This is a genomic window from Bacillus canaveralius (assembly GCF_002860125.1).
GTDB classification, from domain to species: Bacteria; Bacillota; Bacilli; order Bacillales; family Cytobacillaceae; genus Bacillus_BJ; species Bacillus_BJ canaveralius.
The window spans coordinates 28,014-49,033 of the sequence record NZ_PGVA01000026.1; the positions used below are offsets into that span (position 1 = coordinate 28,014).

At 42.3% G+C, this 21,020-nt stretch carries 15 protein-coding genes and 1 riboswitch; of the genes, 9 read left to right on the forward strand and 6 right to left on the reverse strand.

From position 1 onward, the window contains the following. Positions 1-14: 14 nt before the first annotated feature. The 9 genes from CU635_RS11505 to CU635_RS11545 all read left to right on the forward strand — a co-directional run bounded on the left by CU635_RS11505 (position 15) and on the right by CU635_RS11545 (position 12,181). Positions 15-2,132, forward strand: a complete 2,118-nt coding sequence (locus CU635_RS11505) for an RNA degradosome polyphosphate kinase (protein ID WP_373270881.1) — start codon at positions 15-17, stop codon at positions 2,130-2,132. 274 nt (positions 2,133-2,406) lie between these two features. Further along, the gene (locus CU635_RS11510; RefSeq protein ID WP_101577519.1) at positions 2,407-2,631 is read left to right on the forward strand and encodes a hypothetical protein; all 225 of its coding nucleotides are present in this window, start codon (positions 2,407-2,409) and stop codon (positions 2,629-2,631) included. A 327-nt stretch (positions 2,632-2,958) separates the two neighbouring features. Continuing rightward, positions 2,959-3,663 (forward strand): SatD family protein, encoded by a 705-nt coding sequence (locus tag CU635_RS11515; RefSeq protein WP_101577520.1) that lies wholly within the window; start codon positions 2,959-2,961, stop codon positions 3,661-3,663. A 5-nt stretch (positions 3,664-3,668) separates the two neighbouring features. Beyond that, complete coding sequence (locus tag CU635_RS11520) at positions 3,669-4,661, forward strand: DUF3307 domain-containing protein (protein WP_101577521.1); 993 nt, start codon at positions 3,669-3,671, stop codon at positions 4,659-4,661. 717 nt (positions 4,662-5,378) lie between these two features. Then, a complete protein-coding gene (locus CU635_RS11525) occupies positions 5,379-5,606 on the forward strand; it encodes a heterocycloanthracin/sonorensin family bacteriocin (protein WP_308303511.1) in 228 nt (75 codons plus the stop codon). Between the two features lie 164 nt (positions 5,607-5,770). Beyond that, complete coding sequence (locus tag CU635_RS11530) at positions 5,771-7,738, forward strand: putative thiazole-containing bacteriocin maturation protein (protein WP_101577523.1); 1,968 nt, start codon at positions 5,771-5,773, stop codon at positions 7,736-7,738. Next, positions 7,735-9,678 (forward strand): TOMM precursor leader peptide-binding protein, encoded by a 1,944-nt coding sequence (locus CU635_RS11535; RefSeq protein WP_101577524.1) that lies wholly within the window; start codon positions 7,735-7,737, stop codon positions 9,676-9,678. Before CU635_RS11530 ends, CU635_RS11535 begins: the two co-directional genes overlap by 4 nt. Positions 9,679-9,700: 22 nt before the next feature. After that, a complete protein-coding gene (locus CU635_RS11540; protein WP_101577525.1) occupies positions 9,701-11,278 on the forward strand; it encodes a SagB family peptide dehydrogenase in 1,578 nt (525 codons plus the stop codon). Positions 11,279-11,809: 531 nt separating this feature from the next. Continuing rightward, complete coding sequence (locus CU635_RS11545; protein ID WP_101577526.1) at positions 11,810-12,181, forward strand: rRNA methyltransferase; 372 nt, start codon at positions 11,810-11,812, stop codon at positions 12,179-12,181. Between the two features lie 649 nt (positions 12,182-12,830). On the opposite strand, the gene CU635_RS11550 is transcribed toward CU635_RS11545, so the two are convergent. The 6 genes from CU635_RS11550 to parE all read right to left on the reverse strand — a co-directional run bounded on the left by CU635_RS11550 (position 12,831) and on the right by parE (position 20,710). Then, positions 12,831-14,192 (reverse strand): PFL family protein, encoded by a 1,362-nt coding sequence (locus CU635_RS11550; protein ID WP_101577527.1) that lies wholly within the window; start codon positions 14,190-14,192, stop codon positions 12,831-12,833. Positions 14,193-14,208: 16 nt separating this feature from the next. Next, complete coding sequence (locus CU635_RS11555; protein WP_101577528.1) at positions 14,209-14,478, reverse strand: ACT domain-containing protein; 270 nt, start codon at positions 14,476-14,478, stop codon at positions 14,209-14,211. A 94-nt stretch (positions 14,479-14,572) separates the two neighbouring features. Beyond that, positions 14,573-14,648: riboswitch (glycine riboswitch) on the reverse strand. 149 nt (positions 14,649-14,797) lie between these two features. After that, positions 14,798-15,277: a staygreen family protein gene (locus tag CU635_RS11560; RefSeq protein WP_101577529.1), complete on the reverse strand. Its 480-nt coding sequence runs from the start codon at positions 15,275-15,277 to the stop codon at positions 14,798-14,800. 130 nt (positions 15,278-15,407) lie between these two features. Further along, positions 15,408-16,178, reverse strand: a complete 771-nt coding sequence (locus tag CU635_RS11565; protein ID WP_101577530.1) for a hypothetical protein — start codon at positions 16,176-16,178, stop codon at positions 15,408-15,410. A gap of 126 nt (positions 16,179-16,304) precedes the next feature. Then, positions 16,305-18,734: a DNA topoisomerase IV subunit A gene (gene parC / locus CU635_RS11570; protein ID WP_101577531.1), complete on the reverse strand. Its 2,430-nt coding sequence runs from the start codon at positions 18,732-18,734 to the stop codon at positions 16,305-16,307. After that, positions 18,731-20,710, reverse strand: coding sequence for a DNA topoisomerase IV subunit B (gene parE, locus CU635_RS11575; RefSeq protein ID WP_101577532.1), 1,980 nt, complete (start codon positions 20,708-20,710; stop codon positions 18,731-18,733). Before parE ends, parC begins: the two co-directional genes overlap by 4 nt. Between the last annotated feature and the right edge of the window lie 310 nt (positions 20,711-21,020).

Here is a 21,020-nt window from a genome sequence, read left to right on the forward strand (position 1 = left end):
AGGGAGTGATCAATTTGCAACAGAAAATCGATTTAAATCAACCTGCTTTTTTTAATAATAGGGAACTTAGTTGGTTAGCGTTTAATAACCGAGTTTTGGAAGAAGCAATGGATGAACGGAATCCGTTGCTTGAACGGCTCAGATTCCTGGCGATTTTCAGTTCAAATCTCGATGAGTTTTATATGGTTCGGGTAGCCGGTCTCAAGGATCAGATAAAAGTAGGCTATATGAAGCCAGAAAATAAAGCGGGATTAACACCGAAAGAACAAATAACTGAAATTACGAAATTTACGCATGAAATGGTGTGCAGACAATACCTCACTTTCAAGCAACTACTATCGCTACTCGCAAAAGAGAATATTTCCTTTCTTTCAATCAAGGAACTTGAACACGATTCATTAATGTACCTGGAACAGCATTTTGACAAAGTTATTTTTCCTGTTTTAACACCGATGGCAATTGATGCTTACCGGCCTTTTCCTTTGTTGGCCAATAGAAGCATGAATATCGCCATTGTTCTTTCCGAAAAGGATGAATTATCAACTGACATAATAAAATTAGCAATTGTGCAAGTACCAAGAGGGTTCGCACGGTTTGTAGAAGTTCCAAACAAAGCAGAAAATGGCATCAAACAATTTGTATTAATTGAAGATTTGATAAGCCACTTTGTACATAAACTGTTTCATGGCTTACATGTTGAATCAGTGACTCAATTTCGCATAACCAGGAACGCAGATCTGGAAATACACGAAGAGGGCGCCAGAGACCTGTTAGAGGAAATTGAAGAAGAGTTGAAAATGAGAAAGTGGGGAGCGACCGTCCGTTTAGAAGTCGCCAAAGACTTTTTTGATCCTGAAATATTAACTTATTTATTAGATGAATTGGAAATACATGAAAAGGATATTTATTTTATCAACGGTCCTCTTGATTTAACGTTTTTATTCAGTTTTTACAAACAAATTGCTCCCGTCAAGGAACATCTCATTTTTGAAACGTATATGCCCCAGCCTCCGCAGGATCTTATCCAGAATACAAACGGGGAACAGCCACATATTTTTGATATTGCCGCAAGTAAAGATATTTTAATGCACCATCCTTATGAATCGTTTGAGCCTGTTATAGATTTAGTCAGGTGTGCCGCTGAGGACCCCAATGTGCTGGCCATTAAACAAACTCTTTACCGGGTCAGTGCAAGTTCCCCAATAATCGAAAATTTAAAAAAGGCGGCTGAAAATGGGAAGCAAGTGCTTGTTCTTGTTGAGCTGAAAGCGCGGTTTGATGAAGAGCATAATGTACATTGGGCAAAGGAACTCGAGAAGTCAGGCTGCCATGTTATTTACGGGAAAACGTCCTTGAAGACGCATAGCAAAATCACGCTCATTGTCCGCAAAATGAATGAAACCATTCAACGCTTTGTCCACCTGGCAACCGGAAATTATAATGAAGAGACAGCAAAGTTTTACACTGATTTAGGATTAATAACGTCAAATCCTGAATTCGGGATAGATGCGACAAATTTTTTTAATTATTTAAGCGGTTTTATGGAAAAACCGGATTTTCAGCATTTTTATGTGTCCCCTATGGATATTCGTAAATATTTAATTCGACTGGTTAACCAGGAAATAGAGTACCATCAGCAATTTGGGAACGGCAGGATCATTCTGAAAATGAATTCAGTCACAGACAAAAAAATAATCGTCAAGCTGTATGAAGCTTCACGGGCTGGAGTCAAGATCGATCTTATTGTGCGGGGAATTTGCTGCCTGCGTCCGAAGATCGAAGGGGTTAGTGACAATATCCGGGTCATCAGCATTGTTGGCCGTTATTTAGAGCATAGCAGAATATACTACTTTCATCACAATGGCCGAGAAAAAATGATCCTTTCCTCCGCTGATTTAATGACGCGCAACATGGAAAAACGTGTTGAAATTGCCTTTCCTGTTATCAACGATGAGCTGAAGGCTCGGCTGAAAAAAATGCTAACAATTCAACTAAGTGATAATGCTAAAGCCCGCGAACAAGACCAATATGGGAATTATTCTTATGTAACAAGAAATGCTGATGACCAGGAAATCGACAGTCAAATGATCTTTTTGGGTATGGCGTACCAGGTGACTGATGATGAAGAATAACAGGTGTTAAATAGGACAGGCATATGAACGCTCATTTTGCCCTAGTTCAACCATTCAAGTAAAGGGGGAGCGGTGCTGTAGTGACCGCCCTGATGCCCAAGGAGTATCACTTATGAATGCACTTATTTCAGTAAGTAATTTAAACGCGAAGGGCTGGAGAAGAAAAGCCAACATATGATCCCATTACGGGGTAAGTGGACAGGACAAAGAAAGGTAAAAGTTTTGGTTAGCAGAAGGATATCTTTTTTTCGAACATGTTGGAAATGGGTATGCGATGAACACGGATTTCGAGCTTACTCCACTCATCTTTCGTGGCGAATCGCCGTTTGTGATTGCTGATGAACTTTTGAAAGATAATGTCGACGATGTGCTTGAAGCAATATTAATAAAATATTATCACAAAGTTGAAAGCAGTGATTATGTGGATTACTATGATATTTTGGAAGAATTGGAGTGGGAGTTATCATCTGAACAGCAAAAATACCTTGCTTTAGTCTAAGACATTCAATTCATTGATAGGAAATACCGGAAGATGTTAACGTCGATATGAACGCATAATGTCTCTATTGCTCTTTAATATTAAGGATGATAAGAACTATGATTAGAAATAAATAGATTTATCCTCCAAAAAACCATTTCTTCAAATTAATATGACGAAGCCACCCGGAAAAGCCAGTAAGTATTGAAACTTACCGGAAAAACCAGTAAGCATTGAAACTTACCGGATTTTCCGGTAATATTTTTTGTGTACATAGCTCCCAGTATGTGTATAATTCGATGTATAGCAACAATTTTATAAGATTTCAATGAAACAGAGGGATTCGAATTGGAAGATAAAATAATTAAAAAATGTGTTTGTATATCAGCGGATGTCATTGACTCCAGAGTCAAAAGCAAACACAAGGAACTTCTACATATCGCTAATGAACTTAATCTTAAATATGAAAATGAAATAATAACTAAATTTACAGTCAGAGCCGGAGATGAAATTTTTGGCGTAGTACACGACTTTGATAAAGGATATCGTGTATTTAAAGATCTATTTAAATTATCAAAAACACACCAGGTACCATTGTATGTCGGCGTAGGTTTTGATGATATATTTAACCAGAATCTTATTGACCCAAATACAGTAAATGGAAAGGCGATTTGGAATTCAGCTGATGCAATAAAAATTCTTAAAGATAGCAAAAAAATAGCTCATTTAAAAACCTTAGATAAAAATTTCTTGTTTTTATTTCTGGTTGGTCATAAATTCAATCATTATATGGCAATAAATTATTTATTGTATTTTATCATTGAGAAAGTCATAAAAAGAACAGAAAAACAAAATAAAGCAATAGAATTAATAGAGAACAATCCAGATAAGAATTATAAAGAAATAGGCTTAAATTTAGACTATGACATAAACAATGCCGAATCCAATATAAGTAAACTACTTAACAGAGCTGAATACAATATTGTAAAAGAAGCAGAAGAAAATCTAATCAATTTAATAAATATTTTATATGAAAATGAAAGGAATCAATAACTAATATGATAATCATGTTCTTAATATTTGTATTGGCGCATTGTTTATCTGATTTTATTATTCAAACCGATTCGATTATCAAGAAAAAACAGGACAATAGTAATAGAGTTTTTAATGAAGGAATTTTTATTCATATAATACACCATTTTATTATTGGTGTTATGTTACTGGTTTTATTTGGAAATATCAAAATAAATCTGGTATTTGCTCTTATCATTATTTGTTTTGTACATTATTTTATTGATCTATTGAAAATTAAATACGATGAGAAAATGATAGAATACACTAAAAATGATGAATCCTGGAGAAAAAACATATTCTATTTTTTGCTTGAAAAAAGAACGATACTTTTTTTACTGGATCAAACCGTACATATTTTAACTATATATATGGTCCTAAAATTTTTTAACTACGTCTTTTCAATTAATGAAATAGCCAGTTTAGTTATTGATTTTTATCAAGACGCAATAACTATAAGTTTAACAACAAAAATCACTTCTGTTGCAATTTTATTAATACTACTAACATGGGGCAGTAGTTATTTAATAGCTGAGTTCTTTAAGGACATAAAGAAAGAATTAAATATGAATCCAGAAATCACAGCAAGTATAGAAGATCATCAACAAGGTGAAAATTTATCATTAATAGAATCACAAATAAATGCTTTACATCGAAATATAACGGTTGAACGGACATGGGAATTTTCAGCTAGTGAGAACGAAAAGAGAAGCATAAAAATCCAATTTCAGAATTTCAATGAGGCAGATAACAACTCCGTAGGAAAATATATAGGTATCTTCGAGAGAATTTTAATAGCCATTTTCGTTTTTCTTGGTGCTTATCAAGGTTTAGTACTGTTAGGGGGATTTAAAACTCTTACAAGATTCAAGCAGTTTGAAGATAAATCATTTGCAGAATATTATTTAATCGGCACTTTGTTTAGTATGCTCATAGGAGTAACCATCGGAGAAATAATCAAAAAAATAGTAATGAACTAACCCATTGAAAAACTACTGTACTATTGGAATGAAGTTTTAATTTTTTAGTACACATATCCCCATGAAGCTGGACTATTGTTGCTTATTGAGCAATGGACTCGCAACACCGACTTCCCGATCCTACTTGTTAGGAAAGATAAATAAAGGATGTAATAATGAGTCCAGAGCCTATCGAAACATCGGTAGGATTTTTTTTGTTTAGTATACATCCTGATGAACCAAATCATCAATGACGCAGACGCAAATTTTTTGAAATATGTTCCTTGTATAGTTTTCACCCGGTAATCAAGGCGGACATTAAGCACACTTTCTGTCGTTTTTATTTTGAGAGAATCCTCAGTTCTCATTTCTCTTTATTAGCTACAGCTAGTCCCAGAAGCAGCATCTGGCTTGCCACCATAGTCACAGATTTTTTCAGCATGTCTCGGTATTTACATTTGTGCTCTGACGCCTTATTAATAATGTGATCATCCTGTTTCCGTTTTGAACGGTGTTTACGGAGACCCAATAAAAATAGGCATTTGAAACAGTAACAATACCCAATTATAGTTCATATTTTGTTGGGGAGAAGATTCGATCGAAGTACTAGTGGATTCACCTAGTACACAGTTGTTTTTCTGATTATCTAGTTCTGTTCCCCTGTCATGTTGCTGGCACACTTTGTTAATTTAATTTACGGAGGTTATGAAAATGAATGATTTCCAAAGCCAACTTCAAATGTTGAATATTGGCGATTTCCAGGCGAACGAGGCAGTTCCTTGGGACCAAAACCAGTACTATATTGATCAGTCTCGACAATGCGGTGGCGGTTTTGGTGGTTGTTTTGGTCGTTGCTTTAGCTGCTTTAATTGCTTTCGTTGTTTTAGTTGCTTTAACTGCTTTAGTTGCTTCCGTTGTTCTAATTGCTTTAGCTGCTCTCGTTGCGGTGGTCGTTGCGGAGGTTAATAGTTCTAGTTTTCTTACGTAAACCCTAACAAGAGGCTGCCCCTGCATAAGCGCAGGGGCTTTTCACTTTAACATTAGACATAAGAGACAAATTGCGGCACATAGGATGATAGTAAACGTGATTCTATAGATTTGAGAATAAATCACGTGTAAGGAGGAGCGGAATGACAAATTTGATCCCTTCTATGCGTCTGAAAGTGAAAAGGGACACGTTTTTTCTCCCTGATCCAAATAGCAGTGTGTACTTTCGCAACAACTTAAGTTCGTTCCTTATGAAAGGCAGTTCAATTGATCAGTGGGTTGAGAAGCTGTTACCGATGTTCAACGGGGAGTACACATTGAGGGATTTGACAGACGGTTTGCCTGAGCCATACCGGGATCGGGTGTATGAGATTGCAGGAGTGCTGTATCGAAACGGGTTTGTTCAGGATGTGAGCCAACACCGCCCGCATCAATTGTCGGACCAGCTTCTAAAAAAGCATGCTTCTCAAATTGAATTTGTGGACAGTTTATGCGATTCTGGTGCTTACCGTTTCCAAGCCTATCGTCAGGCCAAAGTGTTGGCAGTTGGCTCTGGTCCTTTTTTTGTTTCGTTGGTTTCTGCGTTGATTGAATCCGGATTACCCAAATTCCATGTTCTAATCACAGACTCGGTACCAACCAATAGGCGGCGGTTGGAGGAACTGGCGGTACATGCTCTTAAAACAGACCCCGAGGTCGCGATAGAGGAGGTCACCTTGCATAAAGAGTGTGTGAGTTCATGGCGGGAGATTGTGCAGCCGTTTGATTCAATTTTGTATGTATCGCAGGAGGGAGATGTTGAGGAACTACGGGTTCTTCATTCGGTTTGCAGGAAAGAGAAGAAGGTGTTACTCCCAGCAATATGCCTGCAGCAGGTGGGTCTAGCGGGTCCGGTAGTTCATCCGGACTATGAGGGCTGCTGGGAGTCTGCGTGGCGCCGCATACACCATACCGCATTTTATAAAGACCAACAATTATCCGCCTACTCTAACATAGCGGGAGCGATGTTGGCCAATGTGATCGTGTTTGAATTGTTTAAACAGGTTACAGGAACAGTGAACGAAGTGGAACAGAAGAATCAATTCTTCCTGCTTGATTTGGATACGATGGAAGGAAATTGGCATTCGTTCATACCTCACCCACTGGTGACAGGACGGATATCGGCTGAATGGGTTGAAGATTTCGATATGCGGCTCGAACGGGGCGTCAGCAGAGGTGAGCAGAGTGAATTGCTTCTTTACTTTAACCAGTTGACATCAGAGGAATCAGGCATTTTCCATATTTGGGGGGAGGAGGACTTAAAGCAGCTGCCGTTGGCTCAGTGCCGCGTTCAGGCAGTCGACCCGTTGTCGAAGGGACCGGCTGAGCTGTTGCCTAACATAGTCTGTACAGGTCTGACGCATGAGGAGGCACGGCGAGAAGCAGGTCTTGCAGGGATTGAAGCGTATGTGTCACGAATGGTCGATGTGCTCGTTCCGACTCTAACTCCACTTCAGGAAGTAGAGGTTAGCATGGTAGAACCACAAGAATTTGTCGGCGTCGGAGCGGGGGAAACGTTTGCGGAAGGCGTTTGCCGCGGGTTGCAAAGGTGTTTGGTCGAGGAGCTGAGCAAGCAACAGGTCAATCAGAAGAAATCTGCCTCCCGCGTGCAGTTGAGTGCCGTAGAAGATGAACGCTGCCGCTTTTATTTGCAGGCACTGACTACGAAGCAGGGAGCACCGATAATCGGCTTGGGGGAGGAAGTGTCCGGTTTCTCTGTGGTATGGGTTGGTACGAACGGTCGCTGGTATGGTAGTGTAGGCTTGAATAAAACAATGGCGTTGCGGACTGCGTTACAACAGGCGCTTACGAAGGCACAAAACCAAGGGGCTTGCCTCACGACGGAAGCGTTTGAGGTTTCGTCCCTGCTTCTGGAAGAAAGGGTGCCGCTAAACCTAGTAATCCCTGTATGTGAAGAGACGGCACAAACCGAGGTCTTGCAGTCCGCCATGGAGACATTGGAACGGAACGGCAAGCGGCTTTTCGTGTTCGAACTACTATTGGAACCATTTTTAAAAGAGGAACTGGCAGGGGTTTTCGGTGTGTTGTTACGAGAGGAGGAAACCGGGTGAGTACTGTCGTGGATGTTGTCGGCGAAGGATTGTTGGCGGACCTGGCGTGCACAGAACTGTCCGCCCAATACCAGGTAGTTCGACATACCGATTTCGAGGCAGGAGTATCAGAAGCGACTGATTTGGTTCTGGTGTTGCACGATGCCTGGAATCCCTCCGTTCACCAAAAGGCGGAACAGGTGTTGCGACCAACCGGCATCCCTTGGCTGCGAGGCTTCGTTTCGTTTGGCGAGGGCGTGGTCGGGCCTATGGTTCACGTTAGTAAGCCGGGGTGCTCCCAGTGTGCGGACATGCGACGTCTCATGGCAGGACGAGAGCGTAAAGAGATGTCGGAGATGCAACAGAAACTTGCGGCGCAAGGTGGAATGTCGGGTGATGCGTGGGCATCGCGCACGGGACTATTGCAGATGGCATACGTGCTCAAGGCGGAGGTCCAAAGGTTTTTGGAAGGTGATCAGGCTTACTCGAAAGAACGGGTATGTTTAATCAATCTCAAAACACTGAAGAGTTCATGGCATTCCTTTCTGCCCGACCCGTTGTGTCCGGTTTGCAGTCAAATACCCGACGATTCACCAACCGCGGCCCGAATTTCGCTGCAACCAAGTCCGAAAATTAGCATCGATAGTTACCGCTGCCGGTCGATGAATGATCTGAGTAAAGTTCTAGTCAAAGACTATCTGGATAATCGGACTGGCTTTTTGAATGGGAAAATGTATGACCTGGTGCCGCCATTTGCCGATGTAAGTGTTAATCTGCCGTTGTTCATGGGGGACGAGGGAGCAGCAGGCCGGACTCATTCATACGCGGTAAGTGAGTCGACTGCCATTTTGGAGGGTTTGGAGCGATACTGCGGTCTGGCACCCCGTGGCAAACGGACAGTAGTTCATGACAGTTTCCGCAATCTGAAAGATCAAGCGCTCAATCCTATCATGGTAGGAGTACACGCAAAGGAACATTATGCGCAGCCTGGTTTTCCGTTCAAACCGTTTAATCCTGATCACTCAATCAATTGGGTATGGGGATACTCGTTTTTGCAGGAGCGTCCGATTCTGGTTCCTGAGTTGCTTGCCTATTACAGCCTGGGCTGCGGTCAGGGATTTGTCTATGAAACTTCCAACGGATGCGCGTTAGGCGGAAGTTTGGAGGAGGCCATTTTCCATGGTATTTTGGAAGTGGTTGAGCGAGATTCGTTCCTCATGACTTGGTACGCGCAGCTGACCCTCCCGCGTCTTGACCCTAATTCCGCCAACGACCAAGAATTGCAGTTGATGGTTGACCGTGTGCGGGCGGTGGCAGGATATGACCTTTATTTGTTTAACTCTACGATGGAGAACGGAATTCCAAGCGTTTTGGCGTTGGCGAAAAACAGGAAGCAAAAGGGATTGAATCTTATCTGTGCGGCCGGAGCTCATCTGGACCCGGTCCGGGCAGTGAAAAGCGCGGTTCATGAGTTGGCGGGCATGATGATGACACTTGACGAGAAATTTGAGGCGAACCAGGAGGAGTATGTGCGAATGTTGAACGATTCTTCCCTGGTGCAACAGATGGATGACCATGGCATGCTGTACGGTTTGCCACAAGCGCAAGAGCGCCTGCAGTTTTTGCTGGACGATAATCGTCCGTTGCAAACGTTTGAGAAGGAATTCAAGTTGAAGGCGAGGCATGCAGACCTGACTGATGATCTTCAGGACATTCTTCAGGAGTTTCGCCGATTGAACCTTGATGTGATTGTGGTGAATCAGACGACACCGGAAACCATACGGAACGGATTGTATTGCGTGAAAGTGCTGATTCCGGGGATGTTGCCGATGACATTTGGACATCACCTTACTCGCGTCACAGGGCTGGAGAGGGTACTGCGGGTACCAATGGAACTCGGATATACGAAAAAACCGCTGAAACTTGAACAGCTTAATCAACATCCACACCCGTTTCCATAAGCGGTGATTAGGAGGTAGGGGGATGAGTTTAGAGGCATTTCTGCACAATCTACATTTTGACATTGACAAGGTAAGTCCACCGGATTGGGAAGTGGATTGGGAAGACGCACCGCTTGCGTATAAGCTCTATCGTGGCTTGCCTGTGGTTCCGTTTTCTCTGGAAGTACCGCTGACGCTTGAAGGATGGGAATCGCCTGCAAAGCCTGACACTCGCAGAATCGGTGATTTTCTTTGGTATGTATTCGGACTTACTCAATTATCACAGTCAGTCTTTACCTTGGATTCCACAGAAAAAACTGCGGGCCTAATGCAGTCGTATCGGCGCTTTGCTCCTTCCGGTGGAGCGTTGTATCCAAACGAATTGTACGTGTATCTGAAGATGGAGGATTTGCCTGCCGGGGTGTACCATTATGATGTGGCACACCACCGCTTGGTGTTGTTGCGAGAAGGCAATTTAGATTCATATATAGCCCGGGCTCTTGGTAATCGCTGTGATTTGTCCGCTTGTTTCGGTGCTGTTTTTGTATCGACAATGTTTTGGAAAAATTTCTTTAAATACAATAACTTGGCCTACCGTCTGCAAGGGTTGGATGCTGGTGTGCTGATCGGACAGCTGCTGGAAGTGGCGAAACGGTTTGGTTTCGCATCGGGGGTGTACTTCCAATTTCTTGATCGGGCCATCAACCATCTGCTTGGGCTATCCGAGCAGGATGAGAGCGTGTATGCGGTTATCCCGCTATCGGTGGAACCTACGATCTGGTCTTCTAGCGGGAGGGACAAAGACGTGATCGTCTCTGCCGCCGAATTGTGTCGAGAGATGACAGCGATTCAGCATAATCTCTACGTCCGGTCACAGAGGGTCATAGAGTATCCGATGTTAACTAAGATGAATGAAGCGTCCATGCTGGAGTCAACGCAATCGTTTAGGGAGATCAAAGCGAAGGAGAGTATGAATTGTGAGGATCAAGCGATAGCCCTGCCTTACGTGAAGCGGTTGCCGTATGATCTCGCGTCGGTCTGCCGACAGCGGTATTCACCGGATATGGATTTCGTTTTGGGAAAGGTAAGTCAACCGCAACTGGCCGCTCTGCTACAGGAGGCGACGGCTTCCTTCTTGTATCGAAATGATTTGGATGGAGCACATAAGAAGCACGAGTCCCGTGTCTCACTGTATGGCTGTTTGTATAATGTTGAAGGCATTCCGGATGGTGCTTATCGTTATGACAGCGATGCTCATGTGTTACGACAGGTACATCCCGGAGATCATCGACTTCGGTTGCAATATGGATTGTCTCTAGATAATGTAAATTTATTCCAAGTACCACTTTGCCTACATGTGGCAGGAGACAAGGATCACTTCAAAACGGCACTGGGGTACAGAGGATATCGGATTCAACAAATGGAAGCAGGTATGCTCGTGCAACGATTACTGTTAGCAGCGTCAGCCATCGGGATGGGGGGGCACCCACTCCTTGGGTTTGATGCCAACTTGAGTGATGAGATATACAAAATGGATCCACAAGGCAAAACCAGCCTAATCCAAATCCCGACAGGCCTCTATCGACATCGACCTTGGTTGAAGGGGAGTTTGCATGGCTAAGTAAGGCAAGAATGAGAACTTTGGAGCAGTTGCGAGTAAATTCGTTATTCAACTTTTGCAGTTTAAAAATTAGCACTAAACCTTGACTGATCAAATGAAAACACTTCCTGTCCTCGTAACACCTTTTGATAAACAATTAGAGGCTATCGTATATAAAGAACATATAACTTTATTTGAGTTAATAATTTAGACATAAAAAGGGTAGTCTTTCCGTGGAAAGGCTATCCTTACTGTCATATTATCGAGATCAATTTGCTGGCCAACTAAGGTCCTAACTCTTTCGTATTCGTTTTGCTGAAGGACTTTTATCGACGTTTCAAATTTGGAAGTTGCGTTCTGAGATTGCTTCCGAATTCACGCAGGCTGATAATCCCGTATACCGTGTTTGGGTTAAAGGTAAATACGATCTTCCTAAACTAGCAAAGATTATATATAATAATGCTACCGATGATTGCATCAAGTATAAAAGGGATCTTATGTCACAGCGGTTAGAAGAACAGTTAGCTTATTAGCCAATTAGGAGAGATAATCATGTGGAAAAAAATTGACGGACGATTAGTTGCGACAAGAGATGAATCCAGGGTCAAATTTAGAACTAACGTGAGCAAATCTATTATTGATCAATTAAATAAAGCTGCAGCAGAATATGATACTCATGTTAATTACCTAATCGAAAATGGTCTGAAGAAAGTTTTGTCTGAAGGAGTTATAACATACAATAAAGAAACCAGGCCTAAAGATCGTATTCAATATAAAACTACATACGACAAAGAACTGTTGGAGAAAGTTAAAGAGTTTGCAAAGGAGCACAATTTGTTTATTAATGACGTTATTGAATATAGCGTTAAATTTATTGATGTTGAAAATCTCAAACATAGTGGATATAAACACAGAATAGAGTAGACTGTTTTTCATATTTCAAACAACGCCCCCAACATAATATATATTATAGGTAGTTCTATAAATTATTAATTTCATATCTCAAATACCAAGTATACTCATAATAATGAGACGAAAAAGAAAATTTCATTAATTTAGATCACTACCGAATTCTAATCTTAAATAACCTATATTCCGTTATACGCATTCAACCTATTAAATTTTAAACAGATAAAATAAATGTTAGCTCACTAGCTATGTGCAGAATCCAACTGATGCATTAAAACTAATCAACCAGGTTTGTGTATGTATTATCTTAAAAAGCTATTAGCAACAATCGTGATTTTTATGATTGTTGCCCCATTTCCACCCTCCCTGAACGCTATTAGTTTACATAATATAATTATGGGATCGTATATCTTTAAACTCCTTCTAACTGATCATTAAATTAAATGACTATACTCCAGTGTTCTGCAGGCACGCCTCCCACTTGTTTCTCTGCTAACGTTTTCATTATAAGTGTAAAAAAAAAATAGTCCCAAGCTAGATTTAACTCGGAACCCTTCTCTCCATGGTCAGACATCAAAATTCGACTTAATTAGGACTTTGGACATTATGCTTAAAACTGTTTGCTCTTATAAAGGTTAAAGACTCGATAAAGCTATAACTGCCTTTAGTTGATCAGCGCCTGGAGCGGTGCGGGAATTCGTCCGGCGCGACGGATTAATTTTTCCGAGCTGTATGGATTTACACCCATTACTGGAGCACGGCCGAGCAGTCCCCCAAACTCAACAATGTCACCTTCTTGCTTACCTGGAACAGGAATAACACGTACAGCTGTTGTTTTCTTGTTAATCATCCCGATTGCTGCTTCATCGGCAATAAGTGCTGACAAAGTGGCCGGCGTTACATCACCGGTCAGGGCAATCATGTCGAGACCTACTGAGCACACGCATGTCATTGCTTCCAGCTTGGATAGAGTTAAGGCGTTGTCGATAATTCCGCGAATCATTCCATTGTCTTCACTGACCGGAATAAATGCTCCGCTCAACCCGCCTACATATGAACTTGCCATTGCACCTCCCTTTTTCACTGCATCATTCATAAGTGCGAGGGCTGCGATCGTTCCGTGGGTGCCAACTCGTTCAAGCCCGATTTCTTCGAGAATTTCGGCTACGCTGTCATTCATCGCATTCGTTGGCGCAAGTGACAAATCCATGATTCCAAACGGAATGCCAAGGCGTTCTGCTACGACCCTTCCGATCAATTCACCAGCGCGCGTGACTTTAAACGCCGTTTTTTTGATAATATCCGATACTTCCCCAAGATCGGCGTCCGGATGTCGCTTTAATGCACTTAAGACAACGCCGGGCCCACTAACACCTACATTAATGACCGCCTCTCCTTCACCGGCACCATGAAAAGCACCTGCCATGAAAGGGTTATCCTCAACTGGATTGCAGAAAACAACAAGCTTTGCGCAGGCCAGACCATTTTGGTCCTTTGTTCTTTCTGCAGCTTCTTTAATGATCAAGCCCATTTGCCGGACCGCATCCATATTAATGCCGGTTCTTGTCGTAGCCACCGAAACGGATGCGCATACCCTTTCCGTTACGCTTAACGCTTCTGGAAGCGCATCAAGCAATGTTTGGTCGCCCTTTGTGATTCCTTTATGTACAAGTGCTGAAAAGCCGCCGATAAAATCTACTCTAAGGTCAGCAGCAGCTTTATCAAGGGTCCTCGCAAGTTCGACTGCTTGTTCTTTCGTTGCATTTCCAAGTATTTCAGCGATTGGAGTAATAGATATCCGTTTATTTATGATTGGGATTCCAAATTCCTTTTCGACTTGGTCAGCAACTTCCTTTAACCGTCCTGCATAGCTGACTATTTTGTCATAAACCTTCGTATTCATTTGTTGAAAATCAGAATCTGAACAGTCATGCAGGCTAATCCCCATTGTGACAGTACGGATATCTAAATTTTCCATCTCAATCATGCGCATTGTTTCCATCATTTCATCAATTGCTATGTTCATTTTTTCACACTCCTTCTCACACTCGATGCATCGCCTGAAAAATTTCTTCAAGCTGGATATTAATTTTCAGGGAGAGGTTATCTCCGATCTTGCTAAGTTGCTCTTGCAAACGATCCAGATTACCGGTTCCATTTACATCAACGATCATCATCATCGTGAAGAAATCCTGCAAAATCGTTTGGCTAATATCAAGAATATTGATTTCATTTTCCGATAAAACCGTGGTCACTTTAGCGATTATTCCCACCTGGTCTTTTCCCACAACACTTACTACTGCACGTCTCATCCTGACAGCTCCTCAAAAAGTTTTAGAAAATAAAAAAGAGACTGGATTTATCCAATCTCGGCAAAAAGTAGAATAACCTACATGATGAACCATAAGTTACTCTTCCGTCCTTTTGCCTGAGATTGTGAATCCTTCGGCGCCGCATCAGCGGTCTCTCCAGAAGATGCTCCCGTTATAGTTTTATCCATAACGATCGTCGCTTGTTATTAAATAATAAAATGATTATAACAATACAAAAATATAAGATCAAGACGATTGTTTGAAAAAGCAAACTCATCTATTAGTAAAGGCATGATAAAACACAGGTATAAACCTGTGTTTAAGAGACGGTTTTCTTCAATGCGACATTTAAATATTGTCTTGGTGTTCCTTGGTACACGATCTTATTGAATTGCGGATATACCGATTCAAATTGGATATAGATCGGTGAGTCTAAAAGCCATGGATAATAGGTGAAAAATGCCTGGTCCCCGTAAGTGATTGCGGTTAGCGCCAGCTCTAGTTCACGCTGGAAAATTAAAAATCTCACCTGTGAATATTTCTCATCAAAGTCACCATTGCTTATATACACTCTGCCAAAGAGAATATACTGTCCAGATTTAGGTTTCCACTCAGCAAACACTTCATCGCGCTGCTTCGAGTTAACGGCATCTAAATCGAAATGACAGCCTATTTTTAAGAGGAATTCTCCGTTCGTGTCAGAATGGGTAAGCGTGTATTTTCTGTTGTCCACTGGCCCAAACTGAGTGGCTGGGGCTTTTATGTCGGTGGACAGCTTAGCAGGATCAAACTTATTCATCGTAAGTATAAAACCCCCTTACTATAGCGATAATTTGTTTACCCCATATTATGTTAATACGGGGGAAATGTGACTAGAGCCCAGTGTTACAGAGTATTCCGCTAAATATCCTCTCTCATTTAACGGGCTGTCATCTTCCTGGAGCACTGGCACCTGTCTCATAGACTGCTGTTTTTATTAAGATCCACTTGCCATTCTCCATGCTCCATTCCGATTCCACGAAAGCGATGGCATCAGCACTATAGGCACCGCTGATTCTTTGTACTCCCAATAAACGATTAGCTGTTCCGTTACTTTCTACGACCTTTAATGTACTGTATGGGAACACCATTAGTTCTGTTGGTTCATTCAATTTACCATTCCGGTATAAGCCAAGGCGCTCATAATCGTCTTTTCTGCTGCTAAGATCGAACCGGTATGTTTTTCCGGTTTTATCAATCGTAATGGAGGCCTGATAGTTTTCTTCGAACTGGCTGGTAATAGCGACTGGATCGGGAACAGTCAAATCTGTCATTTTAAAATCCTTCAAAGTGTATAAATAGTAATTAGAAAGTCCGCCGCTTCCTCCAGACGGAATGCTGACAAACATATCGAGAACACCATCGTGATTGACATCCTTAAAATCAACAACAGGCTCATATCCACCTGCTAGTTTAACCTCGTACGTTTTTCCGTTCGATGCCTTTACTTCCAAAAAAACATCTTTTTGAAAATTCGCACCTTCTTCGAACGGAAGCCCCTTTAAAATGATCGTATCTTTCTTACCGTCTCCTGAGACATCATATTTTTCTTCTGAAAAGATGTTCATTTTGCCAGCCTGTTCAACTGCGTAAACGCCGGTGATCGCCGATAATGACATAAAAAAGAAAGCGGTAAAGGCAAATAACAAGTCCCTTTTCACAATATCCCTCCTCGGATTTTCTTGTTAATGTTAACTTCTCCTTTCTTGGAAAAAACATGTAAGAAAATCAGGGAACGATAAAAAACCCTTCATCTCGTTTGAAATGAAGGGTTCCCACCTTACAGTTTATTCCTCAGTTTTATCCAATTTCCAAAGATGCTTTAGTTTTCCGCTTTCAGTTTCATCAAAAATGAATGAGCCATTGGAATAACGGTCGGTAAAGCGCAGTTCTGCCGCAACGACATGCTCCACTTGACCTTTTTCCGTCTGCAGGAAGACCCGGTCTCCACTCTGCACGGTTGCAAATCCGACAATACGGTGAGGGTTTGCTTTTAGCTCGCGAAGAATAACAAGCCCCCGTTTCGCCCGGGAGGACAGTTCAAATTCGCTGAGCTTCATTCGTTTAATCGCACCACGCTGTGTCGCAACCACGATTGACTGTGAAATAGAGTGGTCGATTATTTTACCACCGATGACGAAGTCCTGATCTTTCAGGTTGATACCCTTCACTCCTGCGGCGCGGGCCCCGACAATGCTGACCTCTTCTTCACGGAACCAGAGAGCATAGCCAAAGCTCGTTGTTAAAAACAGTTCCTTTGTTCCATCCGTTAGATGAACATCAACGACTGTGTCATCTTCTTTAAGATTGATAGCGACGAGCGCCTTCGAATAACGCTGCGCCTTATAATGCTTTAATTCCGTTTTTTTGACCATGCCGTTTTTCGTCACGAATAACAAAAACGCTTCCTGATTGAAATCTTTGACTGGAATCGCTTCAATGATTTCCTCATCGCGATCGATCGGGACGATATTGGCAACATGCTGGCCAAGATCCTTCCAGCGAGTATCAGGAATTTCATGGACAGGCAAATACAAGTAGTTCCCTTTGCTTGTAAAAAGAAGAACCACTTCCTTTGTATTCATCTCCAGCTGGGAAAGAAGCCTGTCCGTTTCCTTCATGCCAAAATCCTGGCCATTCGACGCAGCAAAAGAGCGAAGGCTTGTTCGTTTCAGATAGCCGTCTTTTGTGAGGGTGACAATGACATCTTCACTGGCAACCAATACTTCGAGATTAATTTTAATTTCCGAAATCTCATCTTCAATACTCGTTCTGCGCTGGTCTTCGAAGCGTCTCTTGACGTCTTTTAAATCCTTCTTAATAACCGCAGCAAGCTTTTTCTCACTGTCCAGAATGGCGGACAGCTCCTCGATTTTCTTCGCTAACTCATCTGCTTCCTGCTGAAGCGCCGTTATATCTGTGTTCGTTAAACGGTAAAGTTGTAAAGACACGATTGCTTCAGCCTGTGCTTCGCTAAATTCGAATGATGAAATTAAATTGTCTTTGGCGTCGCGCTTGTCCTTTGAAGCGCGGATCGTCGCGATTACTTCATCAAGGATCGATAAAGCTTTCATTAGGCCGTCTACGATGTGCTGGCGGTCCTTTGCTCTTTGCAGGTCGTACGTGGCCCTGCGTGTTACAACTTCCTTTTGGTGGCCAATATATGCATCAAGCAGGTCGCGCAGTCCCATTAATTTTGGGTGCCGATTGTGAATGGCAACCATGTTAAAGTTATACGTGATTTGAAGATCGCTGTTTTTGTATAAATAGTTGAGCACGCCTTCAGCGTCTGTTTCTTTCTTTAATTCAATGACGATTCGCAAGCCGGTCCGGTCGGTTTCATCCCTAACCTCAGCAATCCCTTCAAGCTTGCGGTCAAGCCGAAACTCATCAATTTTCTTAACGAGGTTGGCTTTATTGATTTCAAACGGGATTTCGGTAATGACAATTTGCTGTTTGCCACCGCGTACTTCTTCAATCTCCGTTTTTGCGCGGATAATGATTTTTCCCTTACCTGTTTCATATGCTTTCTTAATTCCGTCTACACCTTGAATAATCCCGCCGGTTGGAAAATCGGGACCTTTAACGGCAGTCATTAAGTCTTCCACTGAACAATCGGGATTGTCCATTCTCATGATCACACCATCAATAACCTCACCAAGATGATGGGGCGGAATATCTGTCGCATAGCCGGCAGAAATCCCCGTTGATCCGTTGACAAGCAAATTAGGGAACATCGCTGGTAAAACAGTCGGTTCATTTGATGTGTCATCAAAGTTCGGAATAAAATCGACGGTTCTTTTTTCGATGTCCCTTAAGAGTTCGGCCGCAATCGCCGAAAGCCTGGCTTCTGTATAACGCATCGCTGCAGGAGGATCGCCGTCGATACTGCCGTTGTTTCCATGCATTTGAACAAGATATTTACGAACTTTCCACTCCTGGCTCATCCGCACCATGGCATCGTAAACGGATGTATCTCCATGGGGGTGATAATTACCGATTACATTTCCAACTGTCTTTGCTGACTTACGAAATCCTTTTTCATGGGTATTGCCCTCAACATGCATAGCATAGAGAATCCTGCGCTGCACCGGTTTTAAACCATCACGTGCGTCAGGCAGGGCCCGTTCTTGAATAATGTACTTGCTGTAGCGTCCAAAGCGATCGCCCAGCACGTCTTCAAGCGGCAAATCTCGAAATTTTTCAACTGAACTCATGATTCAGCACCCTCCTCTGCAACCGAGATATTTTCGTTTTCAAGGATGTTGCTGTCATCTTCAAGGCCAAAAGCAACATGGGTTTCAATCCATTTCCGGCGCGGTTCAACTTTGTCACCCATTAACGTTGTCACCCGGCGCTCTGCCCGCGCAACATCGTCAATGCGGACTCGGATAAGTGTTCTAGTTTCCGGATCCATCGTTGTGTCCCAAAGCTGGTCGGCATTCATTTCACCAAGGCCTTTATAGCGCTGGATCATATAGCCTTTACCAACCTTCTTAATCGTCCCTTGAAGCTCTTCATCGCTCCATGCATATTCGACCACTTCTTTTTTGCCCGATCCTTTGCTTACTTTGTACAAAGGAGGAAGCGCAATGAAGACTCTTCCTGCTTCAAGAAGCGGTTTCATATATCGGTAAAAGAACGTCAACAGCAACACTTGAATATGGGCACCGTCCGTGTCGGCATCCGTCATAATCACGATTTTTTCATAATTTATATCGTCAAGGTTAAAATCGCTGCCAACCCCGGCACCAACTGCATGAATGATCGTATTGATTTCTTCATTTTTAAAAATGTCCTCAAGTTTGGCTTTTTCAGTATTGATGACTTTTCCACGCAATGGCAGAACAGCCTGGAAACGGCGGTCGCGCCCCTGCTTTGCAGAGCCGCCTGCAGAATCGCCCTCGACAAGGTACAGTTCATTTCTCTGCGGATTTCTCGATTGAGCCGGCGTCAATTTCCCGGAAAGAACCGCATCAGAGCGTTTTCTCTTTTTCCCGCTGCGGGCATCCTCACGCGCTTTTCTGGCCGCCTCCCTTGCCTGGAAGGCCTTGATCGCCTTCTTGATCAACAGCGAACTGATATCCGGATTTTCACCAAGAAAATAAGCAAGATTTGATGACACAACTGCATCTACTGCCGAACGGGCTTCACTCGTACCGAGTTTTCCTTTTGTTTGTCCCTCAAATTGCAAAAGTTGCTCAGGAATCCGCACTGAAATGATTGCAGAAAAACCTTCACGAATATCGGCACCATCCAGGTTCTTATCCTTTTCTTTCAGAAGTCCGGCTTTTCTGGCGTATTCATTAAATGCTCTTGTTAACGCAGTTTTCGAACCGGCTTCATGTGTGCCGCCGTCCTTCGTCCTTACGTTATTAACAAAAGACAGAACGTTTTCAGAATATCCATCATTGAATTGAAAAGCAAAATCTACTTCAATCCCATTTTGTTCACCTTCAAAGCTGACAACAGGATGAAGGACATCTTTTTCTTCATTTAAATATTCAACAAACGCCTCAATCCCGTTTTCAAAATGAAATTCTTCTTGTACATTGTTGCGCTCATCGATAATATCAATTTTCATCCCTTTTAACAAAAAGGCGGACTCGCGGAGTCGTTCACAAAGCGTCTCAAAATTGTAAGTAGTTGTCGAAAAAATACTGGAATCGGGCTTAAAATGAATCGTCGTTCCAGTTTGATTCGTTTTTCCGGTCTTTTCAAGTGTCGTAACCGGCTTGCCGCCGTCTTCAAAGCGTTGTGTATAAATAGAGCCGTCGCGTTTAATTGTGACAACGAGCCATTCCGACAAAGCATTGACGACAGAGGCGCCAACACCGTGCAAGCCGCCGCTTGTTTTGTATCCGCCCTGGCCAAATTTTCCGCCGGCGTGAAGTACCGTCAAAATCACTTCAGGTGTAGGCTTGCCAAGCTTGTGCATCCCTGTCGGCATACCGCGCCCTTTATCGATTACACTGATAGAGTTATCTTTATGGATTCTAACGATAATATGGTTTCCAAACCCGGCCAGTGCTTCATCTACCGAGTTGTCAACAATCTCGTAAACAAGATGATGCAGACCCCGTGCATCGGTGCTCCCAATATACATGCCCGGGCGTTTTCTTACCGCCTCGAGACCTTCAAGCACCTGTATGGCATCATCATTGTAATCAAATGCTTCCTGATTTGCTGCCACGAACATACCCCTTTCATTGCTACAAAACAACATTAACGTATTCTCTGGATGTTGTCGAACACTCTTTTTAAGTATCGTCCATTTAAATTAGATTCTTTAGAAGTTTACCATTTTAGGAAATTGGAACAAACGTTCTTATCATATTTTACCATAAGTTCGCCAAGCGTCTATGCTTAATTGTATCTATTTATTTCGTTTTGGCAAATCTATTTGAAAAATTCATCGTAAAATCCAAAGAAATTTCGGCTTAATTGCTGTTATTTTATTACATAAACACGCGGTCTTTTAAAAAAAAGAAACATGAATCATT

What these genes read in the sequence shown, in the direction of transcription:
- CU635_RS11555 (WP_101577528.1), bottom strand. Translation starts at nt 14,478, where the DNA reads ATGAGACGTGCAGTAGTAAGTGTTGTGGGAAAAGACCAGGTGGGAATA.
- parC (WP_101577531.1), bottom strand. Translation starts at nt 18,734, where the DNA reads ATGAGTTCAGTTGAAAAATTTCGAGATTTGCCGCTTGAAGACGTGCTG.
- CU635_RS11560 (WP_101577529.1), bottom strand. Translation starts at nt 15,277, where the DNA reads ATGAATAAGTTTGATCCTGCTAAGCTGTCCACCGACATAAAAGCCCCA.
- CU635_RS11550 (WP_101577527.1), bottom strand. Translation starts at nt 14,192, where the DNA reads ATGAACATAGCAATTGATGAAATGATGGAAACAATGCGCATGATTGAG.
- CU635_RS11525 (WP_308303511.1), top strand. Translation starts at nt 5,379, where the DNA reads ATGTTGAATATTGGCGATTTCCAGGCGAACGAGGCAGTTCCTTGGGAC.
- CU635_RS11540 (WP_101577525.1), top strand. Translation starts at nt 9,701, where the DNA reads ATGAGTTTAGAGGCATTTCTGCACAATCTACATTTTGACATTGACAAG.
- CU635_RS11530 (WP_101577523.1), top strand. Translation starts at nt 5,771, where the DNA reads ATGACAAATTTGATCCCTTCTATGCGTCTGAAAGTGAAAAGGGACACG.
- CU635_RS11510 (WP_101577519.1), top strand. Translation starts at nt 2,407, where the DNA reads ATGAACACGGATTTCGAGCTTACTCCACTCATCTTTCGTGGCGAATCG.
- CU635_RS11545 (WP_101577526.1), top strand. Translation starts at nt 11,810, where the DNA reads ATGTGGAAAAAAATTGACGGACGATTAGTTGCGACAAGAGATGAATCC.
- CU635_RS11520 (WP_101577521.1), top strand. Translation starts at nt 3,669, where the DNA reads ATGATAATCATGTTCTTAATATTTGTATTGGCGCATTGTTTATCTGAT.